The sequence below is a fragment of the Bacillus sp. AFS059628 genome, assembly GCF_002571225.1.
In the GTDB taxonomy this organism is placed as follows: domain Bacteria; phylum Bacillota; class Bacilli; order Bacillales; family Bacillaceae_G; genus Bacillus_A.
This window is the reverse complement of record NZ_NVEC01000038.1, coordinates 42,601-58,827: the sequence shown is the minus strand read 5'-3', so window position 1 is coordinate 58,827 and position 16,227 is coordinate 42,601. Positions and strand designations below refer to the sequence as shown.

The following is a 16,227-nucleotide window of genomic DNA, read 5'->3' as shown; positions in this document are numbered from 1 at the left end:
ATAAGTAAAAAAGCTCAAAGCTTTAGCTTCGAGCTTTTTTTATTGAAAGAAAATAGAGCATTCAATTATATTTTTTCATATTTGCATGGTCCTTTTGTATAAAACAATCTAAAAGTGAATAACCAGCTATTAAACTTATTATCGTAACAAAAGTAGTATTGATAAGAATAATATTAGTTAAATAAGGTAGGTATGCACCAACTGGTGAAAAGAGTAGAGCTGGAGAAAAGGAAATGAATAGCGTAGGCACAGTAATAGCGATAAATTTATCCGCTTGAAAGCGCCAGTTTTGTTTACTTGCTTCGTGATTAATGGATTGAAGGAATCGTAATAAAGTGCCAACTATAAGAGGGAAGAGTGTAAAGTAGAATAATCTTGGATACACGTTAAAATTCACCTGCGCATCTGTATCTAAATAAAATTGAATTTTCACTCCGACAAATAATAATAAGACGATAAATAATGTAAAGCAGAGGTATAGCATTACTTTTTGCATTGCATTCCACCATCCTTTACTCAAAATATATTCAAAGAAAGAAGAGATATACAATAACTACAGTTGTATATCTCTTCTTTTACGATTATTTAATAGTGGAGTTTGCTTTTTCTTGTTTCGTGAAATAATTAATAATGCCCATCGCGCTAATTTCTATATCTAGATGCAAAATATTATAAACGGAATGATCTAATGGAACGTTTAACTTTGTAAGGTGAAAAGAGATTTTATCCATTAATACAGTTTGTAAAGCTGTAGTCGCTTCATCGAAATCATTATACTGTTCAAAGACCTCTTTTCCAGTATGAACGAAAATAGGTAACCAATGTTCAAGCTGGTTATATACTTCTGTAACATTGGATGATGCACCGTAATGGCCGAAATAAATAGTATCTACATTCATACTTTGAATGTGATTTTTAGAAGCAATCATCGCATCTGGTTGGAATTGTGAAGGAGACGTTGAAGGAAGGTATAGTTCTACACCAACGTCTGCGAGTTCTCTATAATAAATGCCAATTGTATCGCCAGTAAAAATGCCATTTGTTAATGAATCGTGAATGCTAATATGGTGCTTAGCATGTCCCGGTGTATCGTAAAATGTAAGGATGCGGTCTTCGGCAATTTGTAATGTATCACCATTTTGTACAATACGAACACGTTCTTCTTCTATAGGAAGAATTGGATCAAACAGTTTATCGAAATCTTCTTTGTATACAGCTTTTGCGCCTAAAATGAGTTTTGTTGGATCAATCATATGACGAGCACCGCGAGAATGCACATATAAAGTAGCATTTGGGCACTTTTCCATCATTAAACCAGCAGCCCCGGCGTGATCTAAATGAACGTGTGTAACGATAATGTTTTTTACATCGTTTAAATCAATATGTAATTGTTGTAGGCCGTCTAAAATATACGGAAGAGAAGGGGCTGCACAAGTTTCAATTAAAGTAATATCGTCGTCACCTAATAAAACGTACGTACCTGTTCGTTCATTATGTTGTAAATCGAAATCATCAATAAGATACAGGTGAGAAGATAATTGCTCTACTTTTTTCATCTTTACCACTCCTTATATACGATATGTAACTATTATACGCTAAAAATACAAAAAGGCAGAAAACGAAAGCTCCGTTTTCTGCCTTTTTGTCATATTATTATTATTGCCTTTGTTGTTTATTAATAGACATAACGAACAGTCCAACAATGCCGCCAACTAATGGAAGCATAATTTCTCCTGCTAAATTAAAGTAGGAGCTTAAAAATAAACCATTTACATCGATTACCCAGCCAATCACATACAATAACATCATATATAGTACGAAATAAAACTCGCGATTTGAAATCGTTTCATGTTGTGCAGTTTTCATAATGAACACCATCCTTTTCTTTTATAATGGAATATAAACTGTCACATTTTGTTCACAATTCAATTGTAAAACTTTCCAACATAAGAGTCTAGTAGTTTGTGTCGAATTTTTGAACAGAAATAAAGCGTTATCATTTGTAGGTTTAAGTACGTAATAAGAGCTGTATATTAACGAATGTAGTATAGTATAAACATAGAATGATAGTGAAGATAGGGGGAAGAAGAATGACAGTTTATGATTTTACAGCTAAAACGATAACAGGAGAAGATAAATCGTTAAAAGATTACGAAGGAAAAGCACTTCTTATTGTAAATGTAGCCAGCAAGTGTGGTTTTACACCGCAATATAAAGGATTACAAGAAGTATATGATAAATATAAAGACCAAGGACTAGAAGTACTCGGTTTCCCTTGTAACCAATTCGGAGGACAAGAACCAGGTACAGAAGCAGATATTACTAGTTTTTGTGAATTAAACTACGGTGTAAATTTCCCGATGTTTGCAAAAATTGATGTGAAAGGCGATAAGGCTCATCCTCTGTATACATACATGACAGAACAAGCACCAGGTTTACTAGGTATGAAAGCAGTGAAATGGAACTTTACTAAGTTTTTAATTGGAAAAGACGGGAAAGTAGTAGGGCGTTTTGCGCCGCAAACGAAGCCGGTTGATTTAGAGGTTGAGATTGAGAAGGTACTTGGAGAATAACTAGAAGTTTCACTTTATTAAAAAAAGCCTCAAAGAACAAGGTAGTTCTTTGAGGCTTTTTCTGTGAACTCACATTAACAAGATTAAATCGCTGAATGGAAGTCATTTGATTTTGGCGGAGAAGCTGCTTTTTTCATAAGCGCTTCCCATAAGTGTACTGATTTTTTCCATTCTGCTGCGGCCTGTCCCTTTTGATACATAGCGTTTTCATAACTGAAAGTAAGCTGTTGCATATCATTCGAGTTGTAAAGTGTATCGATGTGGAGAGCATATTCTCGGAATGTTTGACTTTCCCCACGTGGTATACCGATTCGCGCAAATTGTTTCAAAAGTGCGCTGTAAGCCTTGCTATAGACAGCATCATCTTTTCGATATTTATAGAAAAGAATGATAAAAAATGTAATCCATTTCATTCTAGTAGCGAAGAGGGTATAGCCGATGATACTTATTGATATCGTAGAAAGGAATACGTACCACCAAGAAAAATTATTTGTAGAATTTGTAATTTTTTTAGTAGGAGTTTCTTCTGTATCTTCTATTAAACTTTTAAGCTTTGCTTCATTGTTTCTTTGGTGCATTTGCGTGTTTTGAGAGTTAGTTTCTTCGCTATTTTGTATAGTAGGAGCAGGAGTATTATTTGTAAAAGTATAGGGATTCGTAAATCCTTTTGTTGGTTCAAATGGAATCCATCCGTATCCAGGGAAATATACTTCGACCCAAGAGTGTGCGTTATCGTTCGCGATTTTATAAACATCCTCACCTTCAGCACCCACAAGCGTATTATCAAGAGTTCCTTCTGTATAACCTTTTACCCAGCGAGCGGGAATCCCAGCAGAACGAAGTAACACGATCATAGACGTCGAAAAATTATTACAGTAGCCGCTTTTTGTATCGAAAAGAAATTGATCTACATAATCTTGGTTTTTGGCAGGGAACGAGACATTCATTGTTTCATATGCAAAAGAATGGTCGGTAAAGTAGTTTTCAATAGCTAATACTCTATCATATCGGTTGTCTTTATCATTTGTTAGATTAATAGCTAAGTCTTTTACTCGCTGTGGTAATGATTCGGGAAGTTGTGTGTACTTTGTTATGAAATAAGGATTTGTTTCTTGACCTTCATTCGTTTTTACAGCTTTTAAGTTTTCTATGGAAAACTCGGGGACCTCATACGTTACTTTATATGAATGTAAAGTAGTAGAAGAGTCTCCGTCCATCGTATAGATTTTTTCTGAAAATGGATCAACACTGTATGATACATTAGAAGGAGCTTCAACTGATATTAACCCTGCTGGATAGGTAAGGTGAGGATAACTTTTTTGCATGGTAATTGTCGCCTCAGTTGCCTCTGTTTTTGTATTTTGTTCGTACCAGCTCATGACGTCATTTTTATTTTTAAAAGAAATCTTTTTTTGATTTTCAGAAACTTCCCAGCCTTTTCCTGTATAAAAATCTTTCGTTTCGACTCTCCAATATTGTTTGTTTTTTGTTTGTGCTGTGAATACAATTGTAGGATCTGCCTTAAAAGGACCGCCTAATCTCGAGTCATCTAAACCATACCCAATTTTAGAAACTTCTTGTTTCTTACTTGTTTCGGATGTATTGAATTTTAAAAAATCCATTGGGTTTGACCATTGAGGGCCAAATTTTGGAGCAAAGTATGCGATGGTTGCTAACAATACAATAAATATTGTAAGAGGTTTAAGTAATTTTGAGATTTCTCTAGCATAATTTTGTAAGTGTTCCATTTCTTTTATTCGTTCTATGCGAAGAAGACTAAGCATAAAAAAGCCGATGACAACAGTACGAACAATAGCATAGTTTGCATGATATAAATGTAAGTTATGAAAAACAGTGATATAAATAATAGTCAATATAAGAAATAACAACCCACGTTTTTTATGAATCATCCAAAAAGAGATGAAGGCACTCAAAAACCAAAATGATAAAAAAAATAAAAGCGTTGGAAAAACTGGAGAAATATCTAGCAAATTCCCCTGAAATAACAAGGAGGAATTTCGAGAAATATCAGTAAAAAATTTCGTTAGCCAAGATGGATTTATAAAAGTGTTTTTATAATACAGGAAATGAATGATGAATAAAATTGTGAAGATTTTTATTGGAATCTGCCATCTTGTTTGAAAAAAAGAGAGTGTGAAGCAAATCCCTATAAATATTACAAAAATATCTAATCTACCTACGTTTGTAATACCTATAAGAGGCCTTAGCCATTCTAGTAAAAGTAGAAAAGCACATGCATGCATGAAAAATCTAGTCATATCCAATTGCTTTTTTGCCTGTAATGTTATCATTTGCTCACCTCAAAAAACACGTTTGTATACTGGTTTCCATAAACCACATTTACAAATATTTTTCGTTTTTGTAGAGCTTCTAGAATACTAAGTTCTCGATGTGAGAGTTGATTTGCTTTTTCTTTCACGACAAACACCATAAATTTTCTATTTTTTATAGCAGCATAGTCAGCTGTTTTTTGAATATCGGGAGAAAGATCGCTTGTCACGAGTATAATCGTGACGGGCTCATAAATTTTTCTTAATTCCATTTCAACACTCCGGGAGAGCGGGAATGCGCTGTCCGCTTGTACTTTCGCTAAATGACAAAAGATTTGATGTAACTGACTATCTCCATTGTCTAAAGGGAAAAAAGTTCGCTCTTTTCCGAAAGACACGAATGATGCTGGTGAATTTTGTTTCAAGACAGCTCTAACAATAGAGGCAGTAAATGTGACGACTGATTCGAATAGAGGGGATGGGGTTCTGTCCATGAATATCATAATATTATGGCTGCGCTGTTGTTCAAACTCTTTCGTCATAATGTTGTTTGTTCGTGCAGTTGCTTTCCAATCAATCCATGAAAAGCGGTCACCAGGTTTATAGTCTCTCACACCGACAGAAATGGTAGAGTCTTTTGCTAAATTTATATTTGCTGAAAGTGCTCCTTGTTCGAAATGATTTTCCATTGGTCTATACGTTATATCTACATACTGAGGATAGACTAAAAATGTATCTGGAACTGAGAAAGTTATTTCTTTCTCCATCATACCGAATAGATCGCCAGTTTTGACACGTACGCTTGAAAAAGAGTGCTCTCCTCTAGGGATTGTATCAATTGCATATTGAAACGAAATATTTCGTTTTAATCCTGGAAAGAGTATCACTTTATTCATCTTCGTTTGTTTACAATTTGTAAATTGTGATGGCAGTTCATCTTCTATAATTAAATAAAGTAAGGGGAAAGGAAAACTTCTTTTTATTGTAATGGTGCTTAAAAATGGTTCTCCTGCAACATATTCGTCTTGATTTGTTATTCGTTTTACTTCAGCGTTCCGTAAAGCATAGAAGGGGAGTAATAGTGAATAAAGACTAATAGGAATCATACTGTAAAACAAAAACCAACTTACAAATCCTCCTTGAAGCATAGCGTATACAAATGTTAAGACTAGGCATAACGGAATGAGTAATAACTTAGTAAAATGATAGAGTGCTCGTAGTATCCGTTTCATCAAAGGTTCATCTTCCTTTGAGTAGGTACGGTAGTTCGTGCAACGATTTTTGCGATAACTCGTTCTCCTGTAATTCCTTCAAATTTTGCCTCCATTTTTAAAATGAATCTGTGAGCTAACACGTAAGGAGCTAAAAATTTAACATCGTCTGGAATAACATAATTTCTGCCATGGATGAATGCATAAGCTTGTGAAGCTTTCATTAAAGCAATCGAGCCACGTGGACTTGCGCCAAGCTGTATAGAACTATAAGAACGAGTCTGACTAACAAGCTTTACAATGTAATGCTTGATTGCTTTGTCCATGCTTATTTCCCGTACGCTTTGTTGTAAATAAAGTAATTCTTTTATTGTTGTAATTGCTTGTAAATGGGAGAGTGGATTCGTTTTTTCCATCCTGTTTAAAATTTCAAATTCTTCTTCTGGTGTAGGATATCCCATTTTTAGTTTCAATAAGAAACGATCGAGCTGGGCTTCTGGTAAAGGGTATGTTCCTTCATATTCGACCGGATTTTGTGTAGCCATTACAAAGAACGGTTTTGGTAACGGTCTTGTCATACCATCTATTGTAATATTGCCTTCTTCCATACTTTCAAGTAAAGCAGACTGTGTTTTGGGAGATGTACGATTAATTTCATCAGCCAGTATAAAATTCCCCATAATTGGTCCAGGCTTGAACTCAAATTGGAGCTCTTTCGGATTATAAATAGAAACACCTGTTACATCTGATGGCAGTAAATCAGGTGTAAATTGAATGCGCTTGTAATCAGCATCAATAGATTTAGAAAGAGCCCGTACTAACATTGTTTTCCCAACGCCAGGAACATCTTCTAAAAGTACATGACCTTCAGCTAAGAGAGCTGTCAAAGCTAAGATCGTTTCTTTTCGCTTTCCGACCATTAACTTTTCAATATTATTAATTATTTTTTCTATAATAGGATGTAATGAATCAAGCTGGTGCATCGTAATCCTCCTAATATTATTATCATTTTCTAATCTATTTAGTGGAAAATAGGATTTATCTTTCTATTTGCGAGTAGTAAAGATTTCATCTTTAATTCTAAGAATATTCAGATTATTTATTCTGATTACATCTAGTATAATTGTTTCCGTAACTTAGGGCAATATGGTAAATAATGATTTGTAGTTTTCTGTGAAATATGTCTGGATATAAAATAGTATCGTTGGAGAAAATAAATTCCTTATTAAATCAGAGTCATCCTTCGATAACGTTAAGATCCATTGGAATTACTGGAGAACAAATCGAAGACAAATTAAAAACGTTTAAATTATAGTCGGTATAGATACCGGCTGTTTTCTTTAAGGGCGGAGGAGATATTCGGAATTTGTATTTGCCAGGTGCCTGAAACAGCGGCGCAAAATTTTAAATTTCAGGGCTTGAAGTCGAGAGTATACTCGTTGTATTTTGAACTCCTTTCATTTTAAAAAAATAATAACGAAGACTAACGCCTTTTATATTAGTAGTAGCCTTCGTTATCATTTATTATGATATATATTTGTGTTTTATTTTCGTTACACCTTACCTCATTATTTAGATTAAGTATTTAATTTTTTGTAGTTAGTATTTATCATTTATTAATTTTATTAATGATATTATTTATCCCCTCAAATAGTGCATCTTTGACTACTTCAGTATAATTACTATAATTATCATTTTTGTCGATTATTATATCCATGACTTGCTTTAACTTTCCATCAACTATAACTGTTAACCCTTGTAACTTTTCACCAGTCTGCTCATTTTCGAATTCCTCATTTAATATAGTTACTACATCTTTATTACTCATACTATTATCATCCTTATCCCGTTTAAATTATAGTGAAAATAGATTGTTATTAAACTCATCTATCCAATATTTTTCTGATTTAGGTATTAATTTAGTGAAATCTTCATATTTACCATTCCAATCTTTTGGTACATAGTCTTCATATGATGCTGGTTCCGGAAACATTGAATATAGTATTTTATCATCAAAGTTAATTAATAACACCGGACTAAAATCTAATAGATCTTCTCCTGCATGTTTACTTTTAATATTTTCAAGTAGTAAATAATTTAATTCCTCTTTAGTTGTGTTATATTTATTAATCCTTTGTAAAAATACTTCTACATTTTCATTGTCTAATACTTTTATTCCATTTCTTTCTTCAGTTTCTTCATTATCTTCAATGCTTACACCTAAATTTTTATATGCATTGTCTAACTTATTATAATCCAAAAACCATAGTTCTTTATCTGTTACATACCATCTAAATTCATTATTATATATGACGGCTACTATAATGTTTTCTGCATAAAGCGGTTCTAATATCATAATCTACTCCTTTTATTATTACTTTATAGTCCTGCCATTCTTGGCGTATTCTTCTATCCATTCAATCCAAGGTGCTGGCAATTCATAAGAATTTCCTGGCGTTGTTGGGTCAACTATTTTCGGGGCAGTTCCTCCTTGATTTAAAGGAAGAAATAGAGTGTGTATGAGTGAGTAGCTTTCGGTGACGAAAAAACGCAGAGGGATCTACGTGATAAGATTGTAAACATATATCATACGTCTTATGATTTAAATTTATTAGTTAATAGTATGATTAATTACATACTTAGTCACTATTTTGATCACAATTCTATTAAAATACCGCTTTCATCTTCTAGCGAACAATTTGTCTACGATACGTCTTTATTTGATAGATATAAAGAATAAGAGCTAGAAATACTTGGTTTCCCTTGTAATCAATTTGGAGGGCAAGAATCTGGTACGGAAGCTTATATTACAATCTTTTGTGGACTGAACTATGGTGTTCATCCACTGTATACATACATGATGGAACAAGCACCGGTTTTACTTGTCATGAAAGCAGTAAAATGGAAATTTACGAAGTTTTTAATTGGAAGGAATGGGGAAAGTGATAGGACGTTTCGTACCACAGACAAAGCCAGTTAATTTCTATCATATTGCGAATCGCTTCACTATAATTTCATTCGTAGATGACTTTTGAAAGATAATAATTTTCATTGAAAAAAGGAAATGAGTATAACAAACGTATCCTTTGAGCATTCAATATTAGTAGGTGAAATTAGAATAATTAGAAGAAGATGCTGAATAGAACGTGAGAAAAGAGTCTACCAAAAAAGCATAAAAAACTTCTCAATATACTTATAAAGAAAAACGTAGGAGTTTCTCCTACGTTTTTTCTTTTGCAAAATAGTCGATACCTCAAAATACTATTCTCCTAATAATCAAGATTAACCATACATCTTCACAACGGAACAAAAGATCTTCCCTCAAACTGATTTTCTACTGAAATTTTGACAATCTCTTGAACTGTGCGAAATGTCACATCTGTAATTTACAACCTCTCTTATAGTAAGGGTATGTAAGAGAGACGTATTAAAGGAGTGAACAGTATGAAGAAGAAACCTTCAGCACTAATGAGACGTTTAAAATATTTTTCACCAATAGATCGATATAACGATAATCATACACAAGAAACATATGAAGATCGCGAATGGGAAAATGTGTACAGAAAGCGTTGGCAGCATGATAAAGTAATCCGTTCTACACACGGCGTGAACTGTACTGGTTCATGTAGTTGGAATATTTATGTGAAAGACGGAATTGTAACTTGGGAAGGGCAGGAACTTAACTATCCGACTACAGGTCCTGATATGCCTGATTTTGAACCGAGAGGATGTCCACGTGGAGCGAGCTTTTCTTGGTACATTTATAGTCCACTTCGTGTGAAATATCCATATGTACGTGGTGTTCTTTGGAATATGTGGCAAGAAGAGTTGCAAAATAACGAGTCACCATTAGACGCTTGGAAAAGCATTGTGGAAAACCCTGAAAAGGCACGTACGTATAAGCAGGCGCGTGGTAAAGGGGGGTTCATTCGTGCGAATTGGGATGAAGTATTACAACTTGTTTCAGCTTCTTTATTATACACAGTAATGAAATACGGTCCAGACCGAAATGTCGGTTTCTCACCAATTCCAGCAATGTCGATGTTAAGTCATGCTGCAGGTAGCCGCTTTATGCAACTTATGGGTGGACCGATGCTTAGCTTCTATGATTGGTATGCAGATTTACCACCAGCTTCTCCGCAAATTTGGGGCGATCAAACAGATGTACCGGAAAGTAGTGATTGGTATAACTCGGGTTACATTATGACATGGGGTTCAAATGTACCGATGACGAGAACACCAGATGCACACTTTTTAGCAGAGGTTCGATATAAAGGAACGAAAGTTGTTTCTGTCAGTCCTGACTTCGCTGAATCTACAAAGTTTGCGGATGATTGGATTAGTGTAAAACAAGGTACAGATGGTGCACTTGCGATGGCAATGGGGCACGTAATCTTACAAGAATTTTACGTAGATAATCAAGTGGAATACTTCACAAAGTATGCGAAACAATATACTGATTTTCCTTTCTTCGTCACATTGAAACAAAAAGGAGATCAATTCGTTGCTGATCGTTTCTTAAATGCTTCTGATATTGGACGCGAAACGAAGTTAGGAGAATGGAAACCTGTACTTTGGAACGAGAATACGAATGATTTTGCAACACCTCACGGCACAATGGGGTCACGTTGGGATAACGAAAAGAAATGGAACTTACGTTTAGAAGATGAAGAAACAGGTGAAAAGATTGATCCCCGTCTTTCTTTACTTGGAATGGAGGATAGTGTTCAAACTGTACAAATTCCGTACTTCTCTGATGATGGAAACAAAGTATTAGAACGTACAATTCCAGTGAAAAAGGTTATGACAGAAGAGGGAGAAGTATTCGTTACAACTGTATACGACTTAACGTTAGCAAATTACGGTGTGAACCGAGGACTTGGCGGACAAGAGCCGAAAGACTTCAATGATGACGTACCGTTTACACCTGCATGGCAAGAGAAAATGACAGGAGTAAAACGTGAGCTTATTATTCAAATTGCTCGTGAGTTTGCACAAAATGCTGTTGATACGAACGGTCGCTCAATGATTATTGTCGGAGCTGGTATTAACCATTGGTTTAACTCTGATACAATTTATCGCGCAGTTTTAAATCTTGTTCTTCTCGTTGGGGCACAAGGTGTAAACGGCGGGGGGTGGGCGCATTATGTTGGTCAAGAAAAATTACGACCAGCGGAAGGATGGCAAACAATCGCGATGGCGAAAGATTGGCAAGGGCCACCGAAATTACAAAACGGTACATCTTTCTTCTATTTCGTAACAGATCAATGGCGCTATGAAGATACACCAGTTGGACATTTAGCATCACCAGTGGAAGGGAACTCTCGTTATCAACATCACGGTGATTATAACGTTTTAGCGGCGCGACTTGGTTGGTTACCTTCGTATCCGACGTTCGAGAAAAATGGGATTGAATTATATAAAGAAGCTGTTGCTGCTGGTGCAACAACGCAAGAAGAAATCGGAAAATACGTTGCGCAAAAACTAAAAGAAAAAGAACTGAAATTCGCGATTGAAGATCCTGATAATAAAAACAACTTCCCACGCAACTTATTCGTATGGCGTGCAAACTTAATTTCAAGTTCTGGTAAAGGACATGAATATTTCTTAAAACATTTGTTAGGTACAACGAACGGATTAATGAATGATGATAGTGATTCGTTGCGACCAGAAGAAATTAAATGGCATGAAGAAGCACCAGAAGGGAAGCTTGATTTACTCATTAATTTAGATTTCCGTATGGCTGGAACAGCGCTTTATTCTGATATCGTCTTACCTGCTTCAACTTGGTACGAAAAACATGATTTAAGTAGTACAGATATGCATCCATTTGTACATCCATTTAATCCAGCAATCGGTTCACCGTGGGAAGCGCGCTCTGATTGGGATATTTTCACTTCTCTTTCTAAAGCCGTGTCGGATTTAGCGAAGAAAATTAATCTTGAACCAATGAAAGAAGTTGTGGCAACACCACTTCTTCACGATACACCGCAAGAATTAGCTCAACCACTTGGCAAGATTAAAGATTGGAGTAAGGGTGAGTGTGAACCAATCCCGGGTAAAACGATGCCACAAATTCATGTTGTCGAAAGAGATTATAAAACGATTTATGACAAAATGACTGCACTAGGACCAAATGCCGGAAAACAACCGATTGGTACGAAAGGGATTTCTTGGTCGGCGGAAAAGGAATATGAGCAATTAAAGAGCCGGTTAGGAGTCGTTCGAACAGATTCTATCGCGAAAGGTTGTCCAGATATAAAAGAGGCAATTAATGCAGCTGAAGCGGTATTAACGCTTTCTTCTACCACAAACGGTCATATGGCTGTAAAAGCATGGGAAGCACTTGAAAAACAAACGGATTTAAAATTACGTGATTTAGCAGAAGAACGTGAAGAAGAATGCTTCACATTTGAACAAATTACAGCGCAGCCTAAAACAGTAATTACTTCTCCAGCCTTTACAGGTTCTGAAAAAGGTGGACGCCGTTACTCACCATTTACAACAAATGTGGAACGCCTTATCCCGTGGAGAACAATCACTGGACGACAATCTTTCTATTTAGATCATGACATGATGAAAGAATTTGGCGAAGCGATGGCAACATTTAAACCAATTCTGCAACATAAACCGTTCCGTAAATCACGGCCTGAAGTAGAAGGAAAAGAGATTACATTGAACTATTTAACACCGCATAATAAGTGGTCCATTCATAGTATGTATTTCGATTCATTACCGATGTTAACGCTGTTTAGAGGAGGTCCAACCGTTTGGATGAATAAAGAGGATGCTGCAGAAGCAGGCGTTGCGGATAATGATTGGATCGAGTGCTTTAACCGTAACGGTGTTGTTGTAGCACGTGCTGTTGTAACGCATCGTATACCGAGAGGAATGGCGTTTATGCACCATGCACAAGATCGTCATATAAACGTACCTGGTACGAAATTAACAAGTAACCGCGGGGGAACGCATAATAGTCCAACTCGAATTCACGTAAAACCGACGCATATGATTGGTGGATATGGTCAATTGAGTTATGGATTTAACTATTATGGTCCGACGGGGAATCAGCGCGACTTAAACGTAGTAATTCGCAAACTGAAGGAGGTAGATTGGCTTGAAGATTAAAGCACAAGTCGGAATGGTAATGAACCTAGATAAATGCATCGGCTGCCATACTTGTAGCGTAACATGTAAAAACACCTGGACAAATCGTCCAGGTGCTGAATATATGTATTTCAATAACGTAGAAACGAAGCCTGGTATTGGTTATCCGAAGCAATGGGAAGATCAGGAGAAATATAAAGGCGGCTGGGAATTGAAAAATGGTGAAATTCAGCTGAAATCCGGTTCGAAAATGAAGCGTCTTATGAATATTTTCCACAATCCAGATCAACCAACGATTGATGATTACTTTGAACCTTGGAACTATGATTATGAAACGTTAACAAATAGTCCGCAGCGTAAGCATCAGCCAGTTGCTCGTCCGAAATCAGCAATTACAGGTGAATTTATCGATAAAATTGAATGGGGTCCAAACTGGGAAGATGATTTAGCTGGTGGACATATAACAGGATTACAAGATCCGAACGTAAAGAAAATGGAAGAAGAAATTAAAACTGATTTTGAAAATGTCTTTATGATGTATTTACCACGCATATGCGAACATTGTATGAATCCATCTTGTGTATCTTCTTGTCCGTCTGGTGCGATGTATAAACGTGAAGAAGATGGGATTGTTCTTGTCGATCAAAATGCATGTCGTGCATGGAGATTTTGCGTATCTTCTTGTCCATATAAAAAAGTGTATTTTAACTGGCAAACGAATAAAGCTGAAAAGTGCACAATGTGTTTCCCTCGTATTGAAGCAGGTATGCCAACAATTTGTTCGGAAACATGTGTAGGACGTATTCGGTATATTGGGGTAATGCTATATGACGCTGATAAAGTAAAAGAAGCGGCTTCTGTTGAAAATGAAAAAGATTTATATGAATCTCAGCTTACTGTTTTCTTAGATCCAAATGATCCAGAAGTAGCAGCTGAAGCGAAAAAACAAGGGATTCCTGAAGAATGGATTAAAGCGGCACAACAATCACCAATCTATAAAATGATTATTGATTGGAAAATTGCCCTACCTCTTCACCCAGAGTATCGTACAATGCCAATGGTTTGGTATATCCCGCCGCTTAGCCCAATTATGAATATGGTGGAGGGAAGAGGTAGTAACTGGCAAGCAGAAGAGATTTTCCCTGCTATTGATAATATGCGTATTCCAATTCAATATTTAGCGAATTTACTCACTGCAGGAGATGAATCACATATTCGTCTTACATTGAAAAAAATGGCTGTTATGCGAACGCATATGAGAGCACTTCAAATTAATAAAGAACCAAATGAAGCGGTATTAAAAGAACTTGGCTTAACGAAACAGGATGTAGAAGATATGTATCGTCTTCTTGCTATCGCGAAATATAAAGATCGCTTCGTCATTCCGGCATCTCACCGCGAACAAGTGGCAGATTTATATAACGAACAAGGAAGCTGTGGTTTATCCTTCGCAGGTGGCCCAGGTTCTTGTATGACAATTTCTTAAATAATGGAGGCGGAAACATATGAAACAAAGTTTACAAACTGCTTTTTCATATTCTTCATTCCTTCTCTCCTACCCAGAAACCGGGTGGAGAGAAGCTTTAACTGAATTACAAGAAGAGATTGAAGCGATTGAACAGGACGATGTTAAAGCTTCACTTACAGTATTTATAAAACAAGCATTAAATAAAACGGACAATCAACTCATTGATGGTTACGTATATACATTTGATTTTGGTAAAAAGACGAATATGTATCTTACGTATATGAACACCGGTGAACAAAGAGAAAGAGGTATTGAATTACTAGAGCTAAAGCAGCATTATAAAAAATCTGGTTTTAAAGTAACAGATAAAGAACTCCCTGATTATTTACCGCTATTACTAGAGTTTTTTGCAAATGCAAATGAGCAAGATAGTGAACCGATTATGAGTAAATACAAGGAAAACATACAAGCATTACACGTTCAATTAAAAGAAGCGGATAGTATGTATGAACCAATTCTTGCGGCTGTTTTACTCGCTATCGATACATGGGGTGTACAGACAAATTAGAAAGGAGAGTTGTCAAAATGATGGATCAATTTTTATGGGTATTGTTTCCCTATATCATTTTTGCAATCTTTATCGGTGGACATATTTTCAGATACAACTATGATCAATTTGGATGGACATCAAAATCTAGTGAACTATTAGAAAAGAAAATGCTCCGAATCGGAAGTCTATTATTCCATTTTGGGATCATGTTCGTAATTGGCGGTCATGTTATGGGAATTTTAATTCCAGAAGCTGTATACCGTTCAATAGGTATCTCTGAGCATACGTATCACATAATGGCAATTAGTTTCGGACTTCCGGCAGGTGTTGCTTCTATCATCGGTTTAATTATATTAACGTATCGCCGCGTAACAGTAAAACGTATCATTGCAACGAGTACGAAGGGAGATTATATTGCGCTTATATTATTACTAATCGTAATGCTAGCAGGACTTTCTTCAACATTTTTAAACATCGACTCAAAAGGGTTTGATTATCGTACAACAATCGGTCCTTGGTTCCGAAGTCTCTTTATTTTCCAACCGAAAGTTGAGTATATGACGGAAGTGCCAGTATGGTTTAAAATTCATATCATTGCAGGTATGGGGCTATTTGCAGTATGGCCATTTACACGACTTGTACATGTTTTTAGTGCCCCAATTAAATACGTAAGCCGTAGTTATGTAATTTACAGAAGACGTATTCCAAATGAATTGAAAAAATAATACTGGTGTAAATGAACAGGAGTTAGCAGCTAAAACGAAACGAGGTCTCATATGGCAGGCCTCGTTTTTATTCGTATAGGGGAGATTGCTTATGCTCATCAACCTAAGGGTAACAAGAGGAGAGATGTGACTAGATTTCTTTGAAGGTTCTATGACTACAAAAAATATATGTTTCACCAATAAACCTATAAAATAGTTGTTTCTTAAATATTTAATAATTTTGCAGCAACATGTCTTGTTAATTCATTTTTTATAATTTATAATTTTAACTGTGTATGGTGTGTATATTGTATATCATATAA

13 protein-coding genes and 1 pseudogene are annotated in these 16,227 nt (G+C 35.7%); 6 read left to right on the top strand and 8 right to left on the bottom strand.

Annotated features, from left to right (window positions below; genetic code table 11):
• Window positions 1-61: 61 nt before the first annotated feature.
• The 3 genes from COL05_RS13625 to COL05_RS13615 form a co-directional block, all read right to left on the bottom strand.
• Window positions 62-496 carry a hypothetical protein gene (locus COL05_RS13625; protein ID WP_098669000.1) on the bottom strand — a complete coding sequence of 145 codons (435 nt, stop codon included), beginning with the start codon at window positions 494-496 and terminating at the stop codon, window positions 62-64.
• 85 nt (window positions 497-581) lie between these two features.
• Entirely contained in the window at window positions 582-1,556 is a 975-nt protein-coding gene (locus COL05_RS13620; RefSeq protein ID WP_142337479.1) for an MBL fold metallo-hydrolase, read from the bottom strand.
• 100 nt (window positions 1,557-1,656) lie between these two features.
• A complete protein-coding gene (locus COL05_RS13615) occupies window positions 1,657-1,866 on the bottom strand; it encodes a DUF3925 family protein (RefSeq protein ID WP_000844978.1) in 210 nt (69 codons plus the stop codon).
• Between the two features lie 224 nt (window positions 1,867-2,090).
• Here COL05_RS13615 and bsaA point away from each other — a divergent pair, with 224 nt between their 5' ends.
• Window positions 2,091-2,573: a glutathione peroxidase gene (gene bsaA, locus COL05_RS13610; RefSeq protein WP_098668998.1), complete on the top strand. Its 483-nt coding sequence runs from the start codon at window positions 2,091-2,093 to the stop codon at window positions 2,571-2,573.
• A gap of 83 nt (window positions 2,574-2,656) precedes the next feature.
• Here bsaA and COL05_RS13605 read toward each other — a convergent pair whose 3' ends face one another.
• The 5 genes from COL05_RS13605 to COL05_RS13585 form a co-directional block, all read right to left on the bottom strand.
• Window positions 2,657-4,885, bottom strand: coding sequence for a transglutaminase TgpA family protein (locus tag COL05_RS13605; protein ID WP_098668997.1), 2,229 nt, complete (start codon window positions 4,883-4,885; stop codon window positions 2,657-2,659).
• Window positions 4,882-6,096, bottom strand: a complete 1,215-nt coding sequence (locus tag COL05_RS13600; RefSeq protein WP_098668996.1) for a DUF58 domain-containing protein — start codon at window positions 6,094-6,096, stop codon at window positions 4,882-4,884. The genes COL05_RS13605 and COL05_RS13600 overlap by 4 nt, the downstream gene beginning before the upstream one ends.
• Window positions 6,096-7,058, bottom strand: coding sequence for an AAA family ATPase (locus COL05_RS13595; RefSeq protein WP_098668995.1), 963 nt, complete (start codon window positions 7,056-7,058; stop codon window positions 6,096-6,098). The genes COL05_RS13600 and COL05_RS13595 overlap by 1 nt, the downstream gene beginning before the upstream one ends.
• A 626-nt stretch (window positions 7,059-7,684) precedes the next feature.
• On the bottom strand, window positions 7,685-7,903 hold the full coding sequence (locus tag COL05_RS13590; protein WP_000066138.1) for a hypothetical protein: 219 nt from the start codon (window positions 7,901-7,903) through the stop codon (window positions 7,685-7,687).
• Window positions 7,904-7,930: 27 nt separating this feature from the next.
• Window positions 7,931-8,431 carry a hypothetical protein gene (locus COL05_RS13585; RefSeq protein ID WP_098668994.1) on the bottom strand — a complete coding sequence of 167 codons (501 nt, stop codon included), beginning with the start codon at window positions 8,429-8,431 and terminating at the stop codon, window positions 7,931-7,933.
• Between the two features lie 360 nt (window positions 8,432-8,791).
• On the opposite strand from COL05_RS13585, the pseudogene COL05_RS13575 reads away from it, so the two are divergent.
• The 5 genes and pseudogenes from COL05_RS13575 to narI all read left to right on the top strand — a co-directional run.
• Window positions 8,792-9,110 (top strand): annotated as a pseudogene (locus tag COL05_RS13575) (hypothetical protein); the annotation flags it as partial.
• A 409-nt stretch (window positions 9,111-9,519) separates the two neighbouring features.
• A complete protein-coding gene (locus COL05_RS13570; RefSeq protein ID WP_098668993.1) occupies window positions 9,520-13,203 on the top strand; it encodes a nitrate reductase subunit alpha in 3,684 nt (1,227 codons plus the stop codon).
• Window positions 13,193-14,668 (top strand): nitrate reductase subunit beta, encoded by a 1,476-nt coding sequence (gene narH / locus COL05_RS13565; protein WP_098668992.1) that lies wholly within the window; start codon window positions 13,193-13,195, stop codon window positions 14,666-14,668. The genes COL05_RS13570 and narH overlap by 11 nt, the downstream gene beginning before the upstream one ends.
• Window positions 14,669-14,687: 19 nt before the next feature.
• A complete protein-coding gene (narJ, locus tag COL05_RS13560; RefSeq protein ID WP_098668991.1) occupies window positions 14,688-15,218 on the top strand; it encodes a nitrate reductase molybdenum cofactor assembly chaperone in 531 nt (176 codons plus the stop codon).
• 17 nt (window positions 15,219-15,235) lie between these two features.
• On the top strand, window positions 15,236-15,925 hold the full coding sequence (gene narI / locus COL05_RS13555; RefSeq protein WP_046197563.1) for a respiratory nitrate reductase subunit gamma: 690 nt from the start codon (window positions 15,236-15,238) through the stop codon (window positions 15,923-15,925).
• The last annotated feature ends 302 nt before the right edge of the window (window positions 15,926-16,227 follow it).

What these genes read in the sequence shown, in the direction of transcription:
- COL05_RS13620 (WP_142337479.1), bottom strand. Translation starts at nt 1,556, where the DNA reads ATGAAAAAAGTAGAGCAATTATCTTCTCACCTGTATCTTATTGATGAT.
- COL05_RS13615 (WP_000844978.1), bottom strand. Translation starts at nt 1,866, where the DNA reads ATGAAAACTGCACAACATGAAACGATTTCAAATCGCGAGTTTTATTTC.
- COL05_RS13595 (WP_098668995.1), bottom strand. Translation starts at nt 7,058, where the DNA reads ATGCACCAGCTTGATTCATTACATCCTATTATAGAAAAAATAATTAAT.
- COL05_RS13590 (WP_000066138.1), bottom strand. Translation starts at nt 7,903, where the DNA reads ATGAGTAATAAAGATGTAGTAACTATATTAAATGAGGAATTCGAAAAT.
- COL05_RS13585 (WP_098668994.1), bottom strand. Translation starts at nt 8,431, where the DNA reads ATGATATTAGAACCGCTTTATGCAGAAAACATTATAGTAGCCGTCATA.
- bsaA (WP_098668998.1), top strand. Translation starts at nt 2,091, where the DNA reads ATGACAGTTTATGATTTTACAGCTAAAACGATAACAGGAGAAGATAAA.
- narI (WP_046197563.1), top strand. Translation starts at nt 15,236, where the DNA reads ATGATGGATCAATTTTTATGGGTATTGTTTCCCTATATCATTTTTGCA.
- COL05_RS13570 (WP_098668993.1), top strand. Translation starts at nt 9,520, where the DNA reads ATGAAGAAGAAACCTTCAGCACTAATGAGACGTTTAAAATATTTTTCA.
- narJ (WP_098668991.1), top strand. Translation starts at nt 14,688, where the DNA reads ATGAAACAAAGTTTACAAACTGCTTTTTCATATTCTTCATTCCTTCTC.
- COL05_RS13625 (WP_098669000.1), bottom strand. Translation starts at nt 496, where the DNA reads ATGCAAAAAGTAATGCTATACCTCTGCTTTACATTATTTATCGTCTTA.
- COL05_RS13600 (WP_098668996.1), bottom strand. Translation starts at nt 6,096, where the DNA reads ATGAAACGGATACTACGAGCACTCTATCATTTTACTAAGTTATTACTC.
- COL05_RS13605 (WP_098668997.1), bottom strand. Translation starts at nt 4,885, where the DNA reads ATGATAACATTACAGGCAAAAAAGCAATTGGATATGACTAGATTTTTC.